Source organism: Variovorax sp. Soil_C_39, assembly GCF_057656815.1.
Window position 1 is genome coordinate 25460 of the sequence record NZ_JBDGJQ010000009.1, and the last position, 15248, is coordinate 40707.

The following is a 15248-nucleotide window of genomic DNA, read 5'->3' on the forward strand; positions in this document are numbered from 1 at the left end:
AGAGTTGTAGCCACTGACAACGCGCCTGGCTATCGTCTTGGCTATCGGTATGCGCGGCATGCGGCGATGACGCAAGCGCGGCGGCGGCGCCATCGCGAGGGCTCGCAAGCCAGGTCCCACCCGGCCACGCGATGCTCAGCATCCGCCGTACTTCTTCCGCCCCCTGGCGGTGATCGTGTACGTTGCGCCGCGCGGGCGAGGTGGCAGGTCTTGCCTCCGGCGGCGCCGTTGTCGGTCCTGGAGACAGCAGTGCGCGGCGCGCCTGGCGCATGCACGGGCTGCGGCATGGCCGAGTCCTGGCTTGAGAGGGGCGGGGCACCGTGGCCGATGCCGCTGGCTGCACGCAGGCACTCGAGGCGGTTGCCGGTCGGCTCCATCGCGTTGCATGCTTCCAGCAGGACCGCAGGGTCTGCGCCCAGGCCGGTGCGCTCGCGGCCAGCGCCACGAGGATGGTCCACGGCTTCATGGCTGTTCTCCTCCAAACTTCGCAGGCTTCGGCCCGTGGGATGCTCCCAGCCGCGTTGTGCCGGCGCGTCGCGGCGTGGGTGCTGGCGATTTCACCGATCGGACAGGTCCGGACCGTCGGCTGTCGTTCTTCGCCCGGGCGCGCCGCCCCGCCAATGGCGGATGCAGCGCCACAGCTCCTCGAGGTAGCAAGCGCCCAGCAGCACGGAAGTCGCCGCGAGCCCGGCCAGATAGCCAAACGGCGGAGCATCGGCGCGCAGCACGGGCACGAACGCGGCCTCTCGCGGCCCGACGCCCAGCAACGACAGGGTGACCTCCCAGTACAAGGAAGCGAGCAGGGCGATGGCCGCAACGGGCAGCATCTCCTGCACGCTGTGCACCATCTGCTCCAGCGGGGTGATCGCCCGCCGAGGCGCTGCCCACCGCAGATCGAGGTACACCGTGACCTCGTGCATCGCGAAAGCCCAGAGACACAGCGCAAGCACACCGGCGTTGAACTCGAGAGGATCACGGCCAGGATGGGAATGCCGATCTCGGCCAGCATGACGATGTGCAACACCGACTCCCGCACGCCCGCGTTGCGTTCGAACCCGCGTGCGCCGGTGCAGCGCCCAGTCGGCGAAGCCGGCGGCGAACCACGCCGGCATGACGACGCACATGAGAAGGATCGTCTGCGGCAACTTGCAGATCTCGTCGTTGCCATGGAACCAGCGGCCGTTACAGCAGGTGGTGCGGTGTGCCGCGCTCCAGTAGCGCGAAGGACAGGGCATCGGTGTCAAAGACAAGGTGCATCGGGGCTCCAGTCGGCGTCGTCTTGCTCGGCTTAGCGGGCGGCGTAGATCTCGGCCTGGGCCGGCTGGCCGAGCATCCCCTGCTAGGGCGGGCCGGACAGATCCTCGGCACGCGTGAGTTGATCCCACACGAGAGCTATCGGCTGATCTACGAGGTGCGTGCCGACGCTGGATATTGACCTTGGTGCATATCGCTCGCCAGTGGCCGCCGACCAGGTCGTGATCGATGCCCCCACACGCCATGGTCAGAGCGCCGCGCCTTGACCAGCACCGACGCAAAGTTATAATACAGAAATCTGTATCGCATTTTTGGCGGGTTGATTATGAAGACGACGCTCGATCTGAACGACAATTTGTTGATGCAGGCCAAGTCGCTTGCGGCGCAGCAGCGCACGAGCCTCACGCGCCTTATCGAGGAAGGGCTACAAATGCGGCTGAAGGTCAAGCCGGCAGCTTCCCAGACTGCGCGTTTGCCCGTGTTTCGCGGCAAGGGGGGGCTGGTCGGCCGCATGAGCGGCCTGAGCAACAAGGAACTGCTGGACGCGGCTGACCGTGACGCCTGACGTGAATGTTCTGGTCGCGGCGTCTCGAAGCGACCATCCGAACCATGCAACCGCACTCAGCTGGCTTGAGCGAGCGCTTGCGGATGCGAGCGCAGGACGCTCTCTTGCCTTGCAGCCTATGGTGGTTGCGAGCTTTCTGCGCCTGGTGACGAACTCAAAAATCTTTGTGATGCCCACGCCGATCGATGCGGCGCTGAATTTCGTCCAGGCTATCCTGAACTCACCCGGGGTCGAGATGAGGGAGCTTGGCGGTGAATGGGATCTGCTGCATCGACTCTGCGCCGACAACAATCTGACCGCTAACGACATTCCGGACGCGTGGTTGGCTGCGGCGGTCTCGCACCAGGGCGAGCACCTTGTAACGTTTGACGGCGATTTCAAGCGGCTCCTCACCAGAGCGCAATTCACGCGGCTTGCGACCTAGGAAGATGCTGCCGCAGTCGGAGCACGACGTTCAGATCGAGGAACGGTTCGCCGGACCGGTTCGGCGAATGCGAGATGGCGGCTGAAGTTTCGGCTTGGCCCGCTGCGAGCTCGCCTGCGACAGTGAGGACTTGGCCGGACGCCTTCTCGAACTTGCAGCGCAGCTAAGCTGCGGGTGGCAAGGATCTGCGGCCAGGCCGGGAATCGACGCCCGTCGGGCGCTGTGCTCCTTCCGTCTTTTGCACGCCGAGCGTTGCCGCAACACCCTGGACGTTTTCGCAGTCATGCAGGCTTAGCCATGCCGCAGGTCCGGGGTGCGGCCGTCGGAAGGGTGTGTCGCCGTTGCCAACGATCAACGGGTCCACCATTGAAGGACACTGCGCCTGTCGTTCACTGCGCGACGACGGCGATCCCTCGGATCTGGCCCGCGCCGGGCGGACCCGCGGGCCTCGGGTAGCGATGCGGCGAGAAACGGTGCATCAGCTCCGCCTCGCGGGCGCGGGCCATGGCAAGGTTCGCGAGCTTCACATGGCCGAAGCCGCGGATCGCGAGCGGCAGTGCGGCGATCTGGGCGGCGAGCACCTGGTTGGCAGGCGTGAGTTCGCATGCGAGTTCGTCGAGCCGGGCTTCGAACTGGCCGATCAGCGCCCGTTCGAGCCGTCGCTCCGCCGTGTGGCCGAAGGGATCGAAGGGCGTGCCGCGCAGCCGCTTGCCGTGGGCGAGCCATTTCATGGCAGGCAGCATCCAGCCGCCCAGGCGGATCTTGGCCGGTGGCTGGCCGTTGCGGGGACGCGCGAGAAAGGGTGGTGCCATGTGGAACGCGAGGCTTGGATTGCCTTCGAATTGCCCGGCGAGCTCCTTGCGGAAGCGGCCGTCGCTATAGAGCCGCGCGACCTCGTATTCATCCTTGTAGCTCATGAGCTTGCGCAGGCTGCGTGCAGCATTGCGCGCGAGCGGCAGGGACGGATCGCCGCCCACCAGCGCGGCCTCGCACTGAGCGATCCGGCGCACGCGCGTTTCGAAGCGCCGCGCCCAGGCGGCGTCCTGGTAGCTGTGCAACTGCGTACGGGCTTCGGCGATCAGCGTCTCGAGCGATGCATCGGCGACGTCCGTTGCGGCGGCTGTGCCGCCGCCTCGCAGCGTCTCGATCGCCTCTGGCCGTTCTGCGGCGAGGCGCCCGAGCGCGAACGCCGTGAGGTTCGCTGCGACGGCAACGCCGTTGAGCTCGATGGCGCGCGTCAGCGCCTCGAGGCTCAGCGGGATCAGGCCGCGCTGCCAGGCATATCCGGTGGCGAGGATGTTCGAGGCGAGCGTGCCGCCGAGGAATTCCTCGGCCAGGACCTGCGCATCGAACGTTTCGACCTGGTCGCGGCCGGCCGCGAAGCGCATCTTCTCGCAGAGCAATTCGATTTGCAGGTCGGCGTCGGGATTGCGCAGCGATTCGGCCACCGGGATTCCGTGCGTGTTCGCGAGGATGCGGGTGCGGCCGTGGCGCACGGTCTGCAGGGCTTCCGGCGAAGCGCCGACCACGATGTCGCATGCGAGGATCGCGTCGGCCTGCTGGGTGTCGATGCGCACCTGGTTGAGCCGTTCGGACCGGTCGGCGAGCCGCACGAAGCTCAGGACGGCGCCGCCCTTCTGCGCGAAGCCCATGAAATCGAGCACGCTGGCGGACTTGCCTTCGAGGTGAGCCGCCACCGCGATCACCGCGCCGACGGTGACCACGCCGGTGCCGCCGACACCGGTGACGAGCAGGTCGTAGGGCGCTTCCCAGTCGCTGCGAGCGGCAGGCCCGGGCAGTGCCTGCACCTGCTCAAGGAAGGCGTCGTGCCCGTCGGCCAGCGCGCCGCGCTTCCTGCGCAGCGTCCCGCCTGTCACGCTGACGAAGCTCGGGCAGAAGCCCTTCGCGCACGAATAGTCCTTGTTGCAGCTCGTCTGGTCGATCTTGCGCTTGCGGCCGAGCGCGGTCTCGAGCGGTAGCACCGCGACGCAGTTGCTCTGGACGGAGCAGTCGCCGCAGCCTTCGCAGACCGCCTCGTTGATGAACAGGCGCGTGGGCGGATCCGCCAGCTGCCCCTTCTTGCGCCGGCGGCGCTTCTCGGCGGCGCAGGTCTGCTCGTAGATGAGCACGGTCACGCCGGGAACCTCGCGCAGCCGGCGCTGGACCGCGTCCAGCTCGCTGCGGTCATGGAATTCGGTGCCGGCCGGGAAGCGGCCGCGCTGCGGCGCGTACTTCTCGATCGCGTCGCTGACGACGACGATCTGCCTGACCCCTTCGGATTCGACCTGGCGCGCGATCGCGTCGACGCTGATCACACCGTCGACCGGCTGGCCGCCCGTCATCGCGACCGCGTCGTTGAAGAGGATCTTGTAGGTGAGGGTCGCCTTGGCGGCGACGGCCTGGCGGATCGCGAGGTAGCCCGAGTGGTAGTAGGTGCCGTCGCCGAGGTTCTGGAACACATGCGGGGTGCGCGTGAACATCGCATGCGAGATCCAGTCCACGCCCTCGCCGCCCATCTGGATCAGTCCCGCGGTGCTGCGGTCCATCCAGTTGGCCATGAAGTGGCAGCCGATGCCGGCACGCGCGGTCGAGCCATCGGGTACCCGTGTGCTCGTGTTGTGCGGGCAGCCGGCGCAGAAGTAGGGCAGGCGCTTGACCGTGTCGCTCGCGTTGCCGAGCAGCTGCGGCGGCGTGAAATCGCGCACATGCTGCAGCAGAGGGTCTCCGAACTCGTGGTGGTCCGGAAAGTGGGCGGCAAGCCATCGGGCCACCTGCTCGATCAGGCGCGACGGTCGCAGCTCGCCGAGCGCCGAGATGAAGGGCCGGCCGTCGCGATCCTGCTTGCCCACCAGCGCCGGCCTGGCGCCCGCTGGCGCGTTGTAGAAGAGGTCGCGCAGCTGGGTCTCGACGACGGGGGCCTTTTCCTCGACGACGAGGATCTCTTCCAGGCCCTGCGCGAAGGTGCGCATGCGGGTCTGCTCGAGCGGGAAGCTCAGGCCCACCTTGTAGAGCCGCACGCCCGCGCGCGCCAGCGTCTCGGGCGTCAGCGCGAGGCGGCGCAGCACTTCCATGAGGTCGTAGTGCGCCTTGCCGCAGGTCACGATGCCGACCCTCGCCTGCGGGCTGTGGATCACTTCGCGATCGATGCTGTTGACGCGCGCGAAGGCCGCGACGGCCGCGAGCTTGTCGGCCAGCCGCGACTCGATGCGCAGCGACGGCAGGTCGGGCCAGCGGTAGTGCAGGCCGTCGGCCGGGGCGCGATGGCCGGAGGCGGCGTGCACGCCCTCGGCATCGGCCCAGGCGGCGGCGCGCGCGGCGATCAGGTCGAGGTCGACCGTGCCCGCGCTCTCGACCACCTCGGAGAGCGCGGCCATCGCGACCCAGGCGCCCGAATAACGCGAGAGCTCGTAGCCATAGAGGCCGAACTCGAGGTACTCGGCCACGCAGGCCGGCTGCACCACCGGCATGCTCCAGGCCGCGAACGCGTGGTCGCTCTGATGCGGCATCGAGGACGAGACGCAGCCGTGGTCGTCACCTGCGACGACCAGCACCCCGCCGTGCGGGGATGATCCGTAGGCATTGCCGTGCTTGAGCGCGTCGCCGGCGCGGTCGACGCCCGGGCCCTTGCCGTACCACATCGCGAACACGCCCTCGACCGTGCGCTCGGGGTCGGATTCGACGCGCTGCGTGCCGAGCACCTGCGTGGCCGCGAGTTCCTCGTTGATTGCCGGTACGAAGCGGATGCCCGCATCGGCGAAGTCCGGGCCGGCCTTCCAGATCGCCTGGTCGACCATCCCGAGCGGCGAGCCGCGGTAGCCGCTGACGAAGCCGCGGGTGTCGAGGCCGCGCGCGGCGTCGCGCTGTCGTTGCATCAGGAGCAATCGCACGAGCGCCTGCGTGCCGGTCAGGAACACGGCGCCCGAGCGGGCCCAGAGGCCGTCGGAGAGCTGGTAGCTGGGGCGCTGGACAGGGGAGGTGGCGGGCGGCTTCATGCAAGGATTGTTCTTCGCCGCCCGGAGGAATACTCTTCCCGATGCACCCGAGGTCACCCTTGTTTTGAGAAGAACTTCCTCCCGAAACCACCATGAACGACGATTCTGTTCCTCTTGATGCCTACTCGCTCCAGATCCTGCTCGAACTGCAACGCGACGCGCGCCAGTCCGTGCAGCAGATCGCCGACAAGGTGGGGCTGTCCTCGACCCCATGCTGGCGCCGCATCAAGGACATGGAGGCCACGGGCGTGATCCGCGGCTACACGGTCGTGGTCGACCGCGAGAAGGTGGGGCTCAACCTTGCCGCCGTGACCGAAGTCAACCTGGACCGGCATCACGAGTCCAAGGTCCGCGACTTCGAGCGTGCGGTGCAGGCAAGCCCACAGATCGTGCGCTGCGTTTCGGCCACGGGGCCGGCCGACTACATCCTCACGGTGCTCGTGCCGGACATCAAGCACTACGAGAAATTCCTTCACACCACGCTCTTCGAGCAGGCCGGCGTCACGCATGTGCGCTCGGCGGTCGTGCTTCGGGAAGTGAAGGCCGGCGGTACGCTGCCGATCGATCTGGGTCAGACAGCGGCGACGGCGCGCAGGGCGATCTGAATCGGGGCGCGCTTCCGACATCGGGCAAACAACCCGCGCGACCTGGCGTGCAGAGACTGTGTCGCGGGGCAGTGCGAAGGCGTCAGCCTGCCTCGGAGACGGCGCGCAGTCCTTGGGATCGGGCGCCGCCCGGCAGAGTTCCGATCTGGGGCGCCTGCGCCATCGCGCAATGCGAGATGCGGGGCGCAGGACCGCCGCGTGCACACGCGAGAGCCTGATTGCGTGTCCTCCGGTCCCGATGCGCTCGTTGCACCCGGGCGCCAGGGCGCTCAGCGTTCCGGTGGCAGGTGGATCCCTTTGAGCAGGTGCCGCATGGATCTGTCCACTTCCTCGGCGCTCGGCCGGGCCGGGCGTCCCCCCGCAATCAATCGCTCCACCAGCGACAGCATCTCCGGAAAGTCGAAGGGCTTCGAGAGGAAAGCGTCGTAGTCCCGAAAGAGGCGCTGCACGACCTCTTCGTTGGTCCCGCTCATGAAAACGAACGGTACCTGCGACAACGTCGAATCGCTGCGAACGGCGTTGCCGAGCTCGGCCCCGTTCATGATCGGCATCATGAAGTCCGAAAGAATCAGCGCCGGCTTTTCACCCTGGAGCAGCGCCAGCGCGGCGCGTCCGTTGGACGCGGCAGCCACGCGATAGCCCTCGGCTTCAAACAAGAGCCGCAGTACCTCGGCATTGCCAAATTCGTCCTCGACGATCAGGACCAGCTTCATGAACGGCTCCTTTCACTCAGGCGTTTGGGGGCTGTGTGGCATCGAATCGGGACAGGTGAACGTCGGCGGCTCTCTTGGTGGCGCGCGTTCCGCGCACCTTGGTGATCTCGAGGGGACGCCTGCCGGGTTGCAGGGCCTGAACCGCCGCTGCGGAGAAAGTGAAAGCGTTGTCGAACCGGCCTACCACGCCATCGGCGAGCGGGGTACCAGCCGCAACAGCCAAAGCGGCGGGATCCACCGTGAACATCGATGTCACGCCGCGTTGCTTGAGTTCGAGAAGCAGTCGACCCAGAAAGCGGTAGCCCCGCTCAGGAAATGCCAGGGTGTCCGCCAGGCCTTCAAGGCCATCCACCACCAACCTTCGGATCCTCAGCTCGTCGACAAGCCTCAACAGCTTGTGCCCCATCTCATCCATAGACTCGTCCTCGCCTCCCAGTTGTTCGATCGTCAGGACACCCTCGTCCACCGCTTCACCCGCGGCGAAGCCCAGTTCGGTCGACGCAAGCAGCAGATCCGCCGCGGATTCGGTGCCGCAAAGCAGCAGGCCGGGTGAGGCCGGAGAACAGCCGGATGCGAATGCAAGGCCCAATGCTGTCTTGCCCGAGCCACTGTGCCCGATCACCACTGAAGAGCTGCCGGAGAGAACTCCACCGGCTTGTAGGACTGCATCAAGCGGGCCCAAGCCAGTCGGGAGAATGCCGCGACCCAGTTCGACACTGTCGTCGCGCCGCGGCAGGCTCTCGAGCCTGGGGAAGAACTGCAGCCCCTGCATCGTGATGCAGAACGTATGCTGCCCGCGTATGACCTGGCTGCCGCGGAACTTGCGAACTTGCATGCGGCGCTCGGCACGCCAATGGAAGCCATGGTCCTCGAACGAGAAAATGCCGTCGACCATGGTTTGCTCGGCGCTCAGGGCATTGCCGGTGCCGCTCGTCAGCACCAAGCAGGTACATGACATCGCACTGACCAGGCTCTGCAGCTCGTGCACAAACTGGCGCACGGAATCATCGGTGGTCACACCCCTGTTGACCACCAGGCCGTCGATGACAAGAAGACCGGCGCCGCTGCGCTGGAGTTCGCCGCGCAGCAACTCGACCACTGCCTTCAGCCCGCCCTGCTCGAACTCGCGATAGCCACTGACGTAGAAGACCTCGGCATTGACATCGGCCTGATCGAAAAACACCTGCTGTTCCATGTGCTGCAGCATGCGCGCATGCGACTCCGCAAGCATGGTCACATAGAGCGTGCGCATCCTCCGCCGGGCCAGCGTGTACGCGATCTGGTTGGCGAGCGTTGTCTTTCCCACGCCGGGCGGTCCTTCGAAGATGTAGACGCCACCCTCGAACAGCCCGCCACTGAGGATTACGTCCAGGCCTGGAACTGCAGTGGGCAATCTTTTCATTCGCATCGGAAAATCGGGACGGGTTGGATCTGTGGTGAGGCAGCGGCGAGCACCTCGGGAGTGCTCCGCGGCTCAAATTCTAAGATGGGATCTCCCTGCACGGGCCGGGGCTGCGCCTGTTTGGAACGCAGCGATCGCTCCCGTGCCTGTGAGTTGGCGCATCGGACTCGGCGATGGCCGCACCCCGACGCCGCTCGTGCTGTTCGATCACCAGCCGGCGCGGAATCACCTGAGCGCGGAGGGTGCTGCATCGGAACCGATGAAACCTGCCAATGACCGCTGACGCGAGAGCATGCAACTCGGAACCTTTGCAGGCGACACGAGATCGCGGCGTCGCTAGGCTGGCGTGACGTCGAACGGATGACGCCGGCGCCGCCGGCGGGCCGCTCGGATCGGAGGTTCCCATGCAGCTGCCTTATCTGGAAACCGGCCTTCGGGCGGCCGGCGCCTGCCTCGTCGGCATGGTCTTGCTCGCGTGCGCTTCGGATGCGCACGGGCCTGACCCGGGCACCGGGTTCTCGCGGCTCGTCGCGATGAGCGCGGTGCGGCTCGACCTGTCGCGCCAGGTGGCGCTCACCAAATGGGACACAGGCCAGCCGGTCGAAGATCCGCCGGGCGATCCGCGCGAAGGCCAGGTCGTCGCGGCAGCAGCGCGCGAGGCGAACGACCGGGGCCTGGCGCATGAAGTGGCGACGGCCTTCTTCACGGACCAGATCGAAGCGAGCAAGCTCGTCCAGTTCGCGCTCATGGCCGAGTGGCGGCGCGGGGGGCGGGCGCCGGCAGAAACTCGAGCCGATCTGCGCGGCGAGCTGCGCCCCGCGCTCGACCGCCTGCGCCCGCGGTTCATCGATGAACTCATCGCCACCCGTTCGCTTCGCGCTCGGACCGACTGCCGCGAGCAGCTGGCCGATGCCACCGCATGGCACGCTGCGGCGAACCGGTTGCCGCCGCTTTACGGGATCGCGCTGGACCGCGGGCTGGCGCGCGTGTGCGCGAACTGATCGACCCGTGCGCGCCGGATCAGAAGACCTGGCTGAGGAATCTCCGGATCCGCGGGTCGGCGCCTTCGCCGAAGAACTGGCCGGGTGGTGCCGACTGGACGACGCGGCCGTCGTCCATGAAGACGACCTTGTCCGCAACCGCGCGGGCGAAGCCCATCTCGTGCGTGATGCAGATCATCGTCATGCCGTCGCGCGCGAGGAGGATCATGGTCTCGAGCACTTCCTTGACCATCTCGGGATCGAGCGCCGACGTGGCCTCATCGAACAGCATGACCGTGGGATTCAGGCAGAGCGCGCGTGCGATGGCGACGCGCTGCTGTTGTCCACCCGAGAGCTGAGCCGGGTACGCCGAGGCCTTCTCGGCGAGCCGGACCTTCCCCAGGTACTCGAGCGCCGTCTCGCGGGCTTCGCTCGCGGAACGGCGCCGCACCCAGCGCTGCGCCAAGGTGCAGTTCTCGAGCACCGTAAGGTGCGGGAACAGGTTGAACTGCTGGAACACCATGCCGATATTGGCCCGCACCAGATCGGCGTGGCGCATGCGCGGCGAGACAACGACCCCGTTGACCGTCACCGCACCGCTTGCGTAGCCCTCGAGTCCGCTGATGCACCTCGCGAGCGTTGATTTCCCCGAGCCCGACGGGCCGCAGACCACCACGCGCTCGCCCGCAGAAACGTTCAGATCGATGTGGTCGAGGACCTTGTGGGCTGCGAACGCCTTCGACAGGCCCTCGACGGACACCACCGGGGAAATGGTGGCGGCCGGCGTGCCCGCGCTCATGCCGCCCCCTTGTAGAGTTCGGCTGCCGGGCTGTCGCGCCAGGCGGTCAGTTCCCCCGTGCGGACGCGGGTGCGGCCGTAGACCATCCACGCATCGTCCACCGTGCCGATGAACTGCGCCATGCGCAACTGCGCGGGATGCTCTTGGGCCGCACGGGCATAGCCCACGCCGGCCGGATACCTGCCGTCGATCACGCCCTGCGTGACCTCTGCGACAGTGTCCACGAACTCGATGTGCTGCCAGCGATGACGGTCGATGTAGGGCAGGGTGGGGCGCATGACCGCGAGCGACGTGGGCTGCGCCGCGTCGTGGCGCTGGAGGATGGCGAGGTCCTGGCTCGGGGCGATGAAGGTGTCGATCAGATGCAGCCCGATGAAGCACTTCGCGACGGTCGAAGCGGTCTCGGGATGCACGGCGCACTGGATCATGAAATCCGCGGTCCCACGCAGCACGGCGTCTGCGCATCGATCGAAGTCCTGCGCGAGGGCCAGGCTTGCGGTGTGCTGCAGTCCATGGAAGTCGAGGTAGCGGCGGGCCACGAATTCGTGGTTGCTGCCGGTCGGGCCAAGGGTGATGAATTTCATGGGGATGCTCGATTCAGTGCCCGCGGCTGGGAGGGGCTTCCAGCGCGCGCAGCCCGCGCAGCAGCGCGTAGTTGATGGCGAGGTAGACGATGCCAGCCCCTAGAAAAACCTCGTAGGGCGCATAGGTTTCGGAAGTGAGCAGCCGAGCCGTGCCGGTGAGCTCGAGCAGCGTCACGGTGCTCGCGAGCGAGGTGGCCTTGCAGGTCAGGATGACCTCGTTGCCGAACGCCGGCAGCGCGGTGCGTGCCGCAAGCGGCAGTTCGACCAACCAGAAGGTGTGCGCACGTGCGAGCCCGAGCACGCGCGCCGCTTCCCGGGTGCCGCGCGGAACGGCCGCGAGCGCCGCCCCGAGCGTCTTGCCTGTGTAGGCGGCGGAATTCAGTCCCAACGCGATCACGACGCACCAGAACGGATCGCGCAGCACGGGCCACAGCGCGGAGTGGCGGATGGCATCGAACTGGCCCGCCCCGTAGTAGAGGAGGAAAAGCTGTACCAGCGCGGGCGTGCCGCGAAAGAAGAGCAGGTAGGCATGCGCGACCGCCCGGATTCCGCTCACGCGCGAGTTCTTGCAAAGCGCCACGGGGACAGCCAGGGCCGTGCCGATGCCGACGACCCATGCGGTGAGCTTCAGCGTGAGCCACGCACCTTCGAGCAGAGCGGGGGCGACGGACCATAGGAGGGTGATGTCGAACATGGGATCAGCTGGCCAGGGGACGCGCGGCGCGCCGCTCTCCCCACTCGAGGCAGAGCGTGGCGAAGCCGGTCAGGACAAGGTAGATGCAGGCCGTGGCGAGATACATCGTGAACGGTTCGCGCGTCGCGCCGGAAGCTTCGGCGGCCTTGCGCATGAGCTCGTCGCATCCCACGATGGAGACGATCGAGGTCTGCTTGAGCAGCACGATCGACTGGTTGCCGAACGGTGCCAGCGCGAAGCGGACTGCCTGGGGCAGCACGACGGTGCACAGCGCCTGAAGGCCTGAAAGACCGAGCGTCCTCGCGGCTTCCCGCTGCGTCCTCGGAACCGCCAGCAGCGCGCCCCTCGCGATCTCGGCCGCGTAGGCGCCGAACGAGAGGGCCAGCGCGACGACACCCGCGAGGAACGTGTCGATCTCGACATAGCGCCCGGTCAGGGTGGCGAGCGCGAGAGAGCCACCGAAGAAGACCGCGAAGACGACGAGCAGGTCGGGAATGCCGCGGATCACCGCCGCATAGCCGTTGCCGAGCGCCCGCAGCCCGCGGTTGCCCGCGAGCTGCAGCGCGCAAACGGCGGCACCGAGCAGTGTGCCGAGCGCGAGGGAGCACGCGGCGAGCTGCAGCGTCACGAGGGTGCCCAGGAGCAACTGGCCACCAAAACCTTGGAGGAAGTCCATTGGAGGCCGCGACGCCTACATCAGCTTGAACGGGAAGTACTTCGCCGTGATGCGATCGTAGGTGCCATCGGCTCGGATCGCCTCCAGCGCGGCGTTGATGCGCGCGAGCGTCTCGCCGTCGTCCTTGCGCACCGCGATGCCGTTGCCCTCGCCGAGAATGCCGCCTTTGAGCTCCGGCCCGGTGAACGCGAAATCCTTCGCCTCGGGCGTCTTCAGGAAGCCGACATGGTAGGTGACCATGTTGCCGAGGATGTACGCGACCCGACCGGCGACGAGGTCGAGTTCGGCCGCCTGCGGCGTGTCGTAGAACTTGAGCTCGGCGTCGCGGTAGTTCTGCGCGAGGTAGGCCGCCTGGACGGAGCCGCGCTGCACGCCGATGGTCTTTCCCTTGAGCGCGGCGGGGCTGACGTCGGGCGGCGTTCCCTTGCGGGCGACGAAGCGCGAGATGGTGTCCTTGTACTTGGCCGAGAAGGCCACGCGCTCGCGCCGCTGCGGCGTGATGGCCATGCTCGCGACGATCATGTCGTACTTGCGCGCGACGAGGCCGGGAATGATCCCATCCCAGTCCTGGGCGACGATCTCGCACCTGGCCTTCATCTTCTCGCAGAGCGCCTTCGCGATCTCGACGTCCCAGCCCTGCAGCGTCCCTTGCGCATCCTTGAAGCTCCACGGGGGATAGGAACCCTCGGTCGCGATGCGGTAGCTGCCTTGCGCGTGAGCTGCCGCCATCCAGGCGCAGGTCGAGAGCAAGAGGCAGAGGGTTCTGCGGCGCGGACCGGTGAAGGAAGTTCGAGAGTGCATCGTCGTTGTCTCCGGCGTCGTTCGTTGTGATGGCGGCATCCTCGACGAGCTTCTGCGCGTGCGCAACGCTTGCATCGGATGCAACTGTGCGGCGCCAGGCCATCCTTTCGCACACTTGGGGCAGGCCTTCGTCCGCGCGCACGCGTTGCATGACAGGCAATTTCAAGGCGGCGCCGCCAGACGTGCGCTTCGGCCTCGGCACGGCTGCCTCCCGGCTGGCGCATGCATCCGACGCTTCGCGAGGCCGGGAATTCGCCGCGCCGCTCGTGCCGCTCGGACACGGATGATCTCCCCGCGCAGACCCTTCATGTGCACTCGCAGCGTGGCCGTCACCTCACCAGCGATCGTTCCGCGGCGGATCTAGAACTTTCGTATCGCGCGTCGGCTCGCATGGGAACGATCCGCGCCTGAACTACCGCTCGGTCTTGATCTGTAACATTCCCTGGCCGAGAATCAGGTCAGACCGCTGCCGGCTCGCCGCGAGGCCTGACCCCGCACCAACAGGGTCCGCCGAAGGCGGGCCCCTCCACCCATTTCCATGACCCTGGCCCGCCTCCCCTTCAACGTGCTCGACGGCTTGCAGAAAGCCGGAATGGATCTGGACGAGGTGGCAGTGCTTGCCGGCCTCCAACCCGACGAACTCCGGAAACCGCTGTCCGGCGAGCAGGCCGACCGTGTGTTCGTCGTCATGCACGAGAAAGCGGCCAACCCCGCTGCGGGCCTCGCGGTCGGTCTCCAGCCGATGCGCTCGGAACTGTTCGGTGTGGTGGGATTCGCCGGCATGCTGAGCGCGAACTTCGGCGCGGCACTGGCCCGGATCGCGCGCTACAACGCGCTGGTGTCGGCCTGCCACATCGACATGCATCCCGGTGCCGAGGAGTGCGAGCTCCGGATCCGCTTCGACGGACCGCCGCGACCCTACAGACGGGCCCAGTTGGACATCCAGATGGGTACGCTGCTCGTCTTCGGGCGCACCTTCACCGAGCGCGAGATCGTGCCGGTGCGCGTGACCCTCAAGGAGCGGCCCTCCTATCACACGATGTACGCCGATGCCTTCGGCTGCCCGGCGCTGTTCGACCAGGCGCACGATACGATCGTCTTCCGCCGCGCCGATCTTGACCTGCCGCTGGTCAGTGCCAACCGGCGCGTGGCCTCCATGTTCGAGGATGCGGCCGAGCGCGACCTGCAGACCTATGAGACCACGTGCAGCGGCACGGCGGCGGCGGTGCGCGAGATCCTGGAGCAGCAGTTGCACGGCGACGTTCCTGACATCGAAAGCGTGTCGCGCGCGCTCTTCCTGAGCGCGCGCACGCTGCAGCGCCGCCTGGCGGACGAGGGTGTGCGCTTTTCCACCCTGCTGGATGAGGTCCGTCTGGAAATGGCGCAGCGCTACCTGTCGGCCGGTCGCGCCACCCTGACCGAGATCGCCTACCTGCTCGGGTTCTCGGAGCCCAACTCCTTCTACCGCTCCTTCAAGCGCTGGACCGGCAAGACGCCGGCGGATTTCAGACAGGCCCGCTGAAGCCGGCCAGGCAGCCGCGCGAGCTGGCCGGTGGTGCGGCCGTGGCGCACTTGGATAGTGACGCTGTCGTGTTCGGTGCTTGTCGCCTGCCAGAGGCGCTTCTATCGTCCGCGTGAACTATTTCACGCTGCCGAACCTCAATGCCTTTGACCTTGCTGCGCGCTGTACGCGGCCCTTCGCCGTGAGCGCCGCGACATTCACTCGTCGCGCGATGACCGCCTCGCTTCTGGGGCTTGA

The 15248-nt window shown here is 67.2% G+C and carries 14 protein-coding genes; 5 read left to right on the plus strand and 9 right to left on the minus strand.

Annotation, left to right across the window (positions count from 1 at the left end; translation table 11 throughout):
• Positions 1-557: 557 nt before the first annotated feature.
• A complete protein-coding gene (locus AC3A6J_RS21010; protein WP_487861927.1) occupies positions 558-1235 on the minus strand; it encodes a diguanylate cyclase in 678 nt (225 codons plus the stop codon).
• Positions 1236-1579: 344 nt separating this feature from the next.
• On the opposite strand from AC3A6J_RS21010, the gene AC3A6J_RS21015 reads away from it, so the two are divergent.
• Both AC3A6J_RS21015 and AC3A6J_RS21020 read left to right on the plus strand, forming a co-directional pair.
• Positions 1580-1819 carry a DUF6364 family protein gene (locus AC3A6J_RS21015; RefSeq protein ID WP_487861928.1) on the plus strand — a complete coding sequence of 80 codons (240 nt, stop codon included), beginning with the start codon at positions 1580-1582 and terminating at the stop codon, positions 1817-1819.
• Between the two features lies 1 nt (position 1820).
• The gene (locus tag AC3A6J_RS21020) at positions 1821-2243 is read left to right on the plus strand and encodes a TA system VapC family ribonuclease toxin (RefSeq protein ID WP_487861929.1); all 423 of its coding nucleotides are present in this window, start codon (positions 1821-1823) and stop codon (positions 2241-2243) included.
• 389 nt (positions 2244-2632) lie between these two features.
• Here the strand turns inward: AC3A6J_RS21020 and AC3A6J_RS21025 are convergent, their stop codons facing one another.
• Positions 2633-6235, minus strand: a complete 3603-nt coding sequence (locus AC3A6J_RS21025) for an indolepyruvate ferredoxin oxidoreductase family protein (protein WP_487861930.1) — start codon at positions 6233-6235, stop codon at positions 2633-2635.
• Between the two features lie 92 nt (positions 6236-6327).
• On the opposite strand from AC3A6J_RS21025, the gene AC3A6J_RS21030 reads away from it, so the two are divergent.
• Positions 6328-6840 (plus strand): Lrp/AsnC family transcriptional regulator, encoded by a 513-nt coding sequence (locus AC3A6J_RS21030; RefSeq protein ID WP_487861931.1) that lies wholly within the window; start codon positions 6328-6330, stop codon positions 6838-6840.
• 269 nt (positions 6841-7109) lie between these two features.
• Here the strand turns inward: AC3A6J_RS21030 and AC3A6J_RS21035 are convergent, their stop codons facing one another.
• Both AC3A6J_RS21035 and AC3A6J_RS21040 read right to left on the minus strand, forming a co-directional pair.
• On the minus strand, positions 7110-7553 hold the full coding sequence (locus AC3A6J_RS21035; RefSeq protein WP_487861932.1) for a response regulator: 444 nt from the start codon (positions 7551-7553) through the stop codon (positions 7110-7112).
• A 16-nt stretch (positions 7554-7569) separates the two neighbouring features.
• The gene (locus AC3A6J_RS21040; protein ID WP_487861933.1) at positions 7570-8955 is read right to left on the minus strand and encodes an RAD55 family ATPase; all 1386 of its coding nucleotides are present in this window, start codon (positions 8953-8955) and stop codon (positions 7570-7572) included.
• Positions 8956-9359: 404 nt separating this feature from the next.
• On the opposite strand from AC3A6J_RS21040, the gene AC3A6J_RS21045 reads away from it, so the two are divergent.
• On the plus strand, positions 9360-9956 hold the full coding sequence (locus AC3A6J_RS21045) for a chorismate mutase (protein ID WP_487861934.1): 597 nt from the start codon (positions 9360-9362) through the stop codon (positions 9954-9956).
• A 19-nt stretch (positions 9957-9975) separates the two neighbouring features.
• Here AC3A6J_RS21045 and AC3A6J_RS21050 read toward each other — a convergent pair whose 3' ends face one another.
• The 5 genes from AC3A6J_RS21050 to AC3A6J_RS21070 are packed head-to-tail and all read right to left on the minus strand — an operon-like array spanning position 9976 to position 13489.
• Positions 9976-10734: an amino acid ABC transporter ATP-binding protein gene (locus tag AC3A6J_RS21050; RefSeq protein WP_487861935.1), complete on the minus strand. Its 759-nt coding sequence runs from the start codon at positions 10732-10734 to the stop codon at positions 9976-9978.
• Positions 10731-11318: a hypothetical protein gene (locus tag AC3A6J_RS21055; RefSeq protein ID WP_487861936.1), complete on the minus strand. Its 588-nt coding sequence runs from the start codon at positions 11316-11318 to the stop codon at positions 10731-10733. The genes AC3A6J_RS21050 and AC3A6J_RS21055 overlap by 4 nt, the downstream gene beginning before the upstream one ends.
• Positions 11319-11331: 13 nt before the next feature.
• On the minus strand, positions 11332-12012 hold the full coding sequence (locus AC3A6J_RS21060) for an ABC transporter permease (protein ID WP_487861937.1): 681 nt from the start codon (positions 12010-12012) through the stop codon (positions 11332-11334).
• A gap of 4 nt (positions 12013-12016) precedes the next feature.
• Complete coding sequence (locus tag AC3A6J_RS21065; protein WP_487861938.1) at positions 12017-12688, minus strand: ABC transporter permease; 672 nt, start codon at positions 12686-12688, stop codon at positions 12017-12019.
• Between the two features lie 15 nt (positions 12689-12703).
• Entirely contained in the window at positions 12704-13489 is a 786-nt protein-coding gene (locus tag AC3A6J_RS21070; protein WP_487861939.1) for an ABC transporter substrate-binding protein, read from the minus strand.
• Positions 13490-14027: 538 nt separating this feature from the next.
• Between AC3A6J_RS21070 and AC3A6J_RS21075 the strand changes: the two genes are divergently transcribed.
• Positions 14028-15011 (plus strand): AraC family transcriptional regulator, encoded by a 984-nt coding sequence (locus tag AC3A6J_RS21075; protein WP_487861940.1) that lies wholly within the window; start codon positions 14028-14030, stop codon positions 15009-15011.
• Positions 15012-15248: the final 237 nt, after the last annotated feature.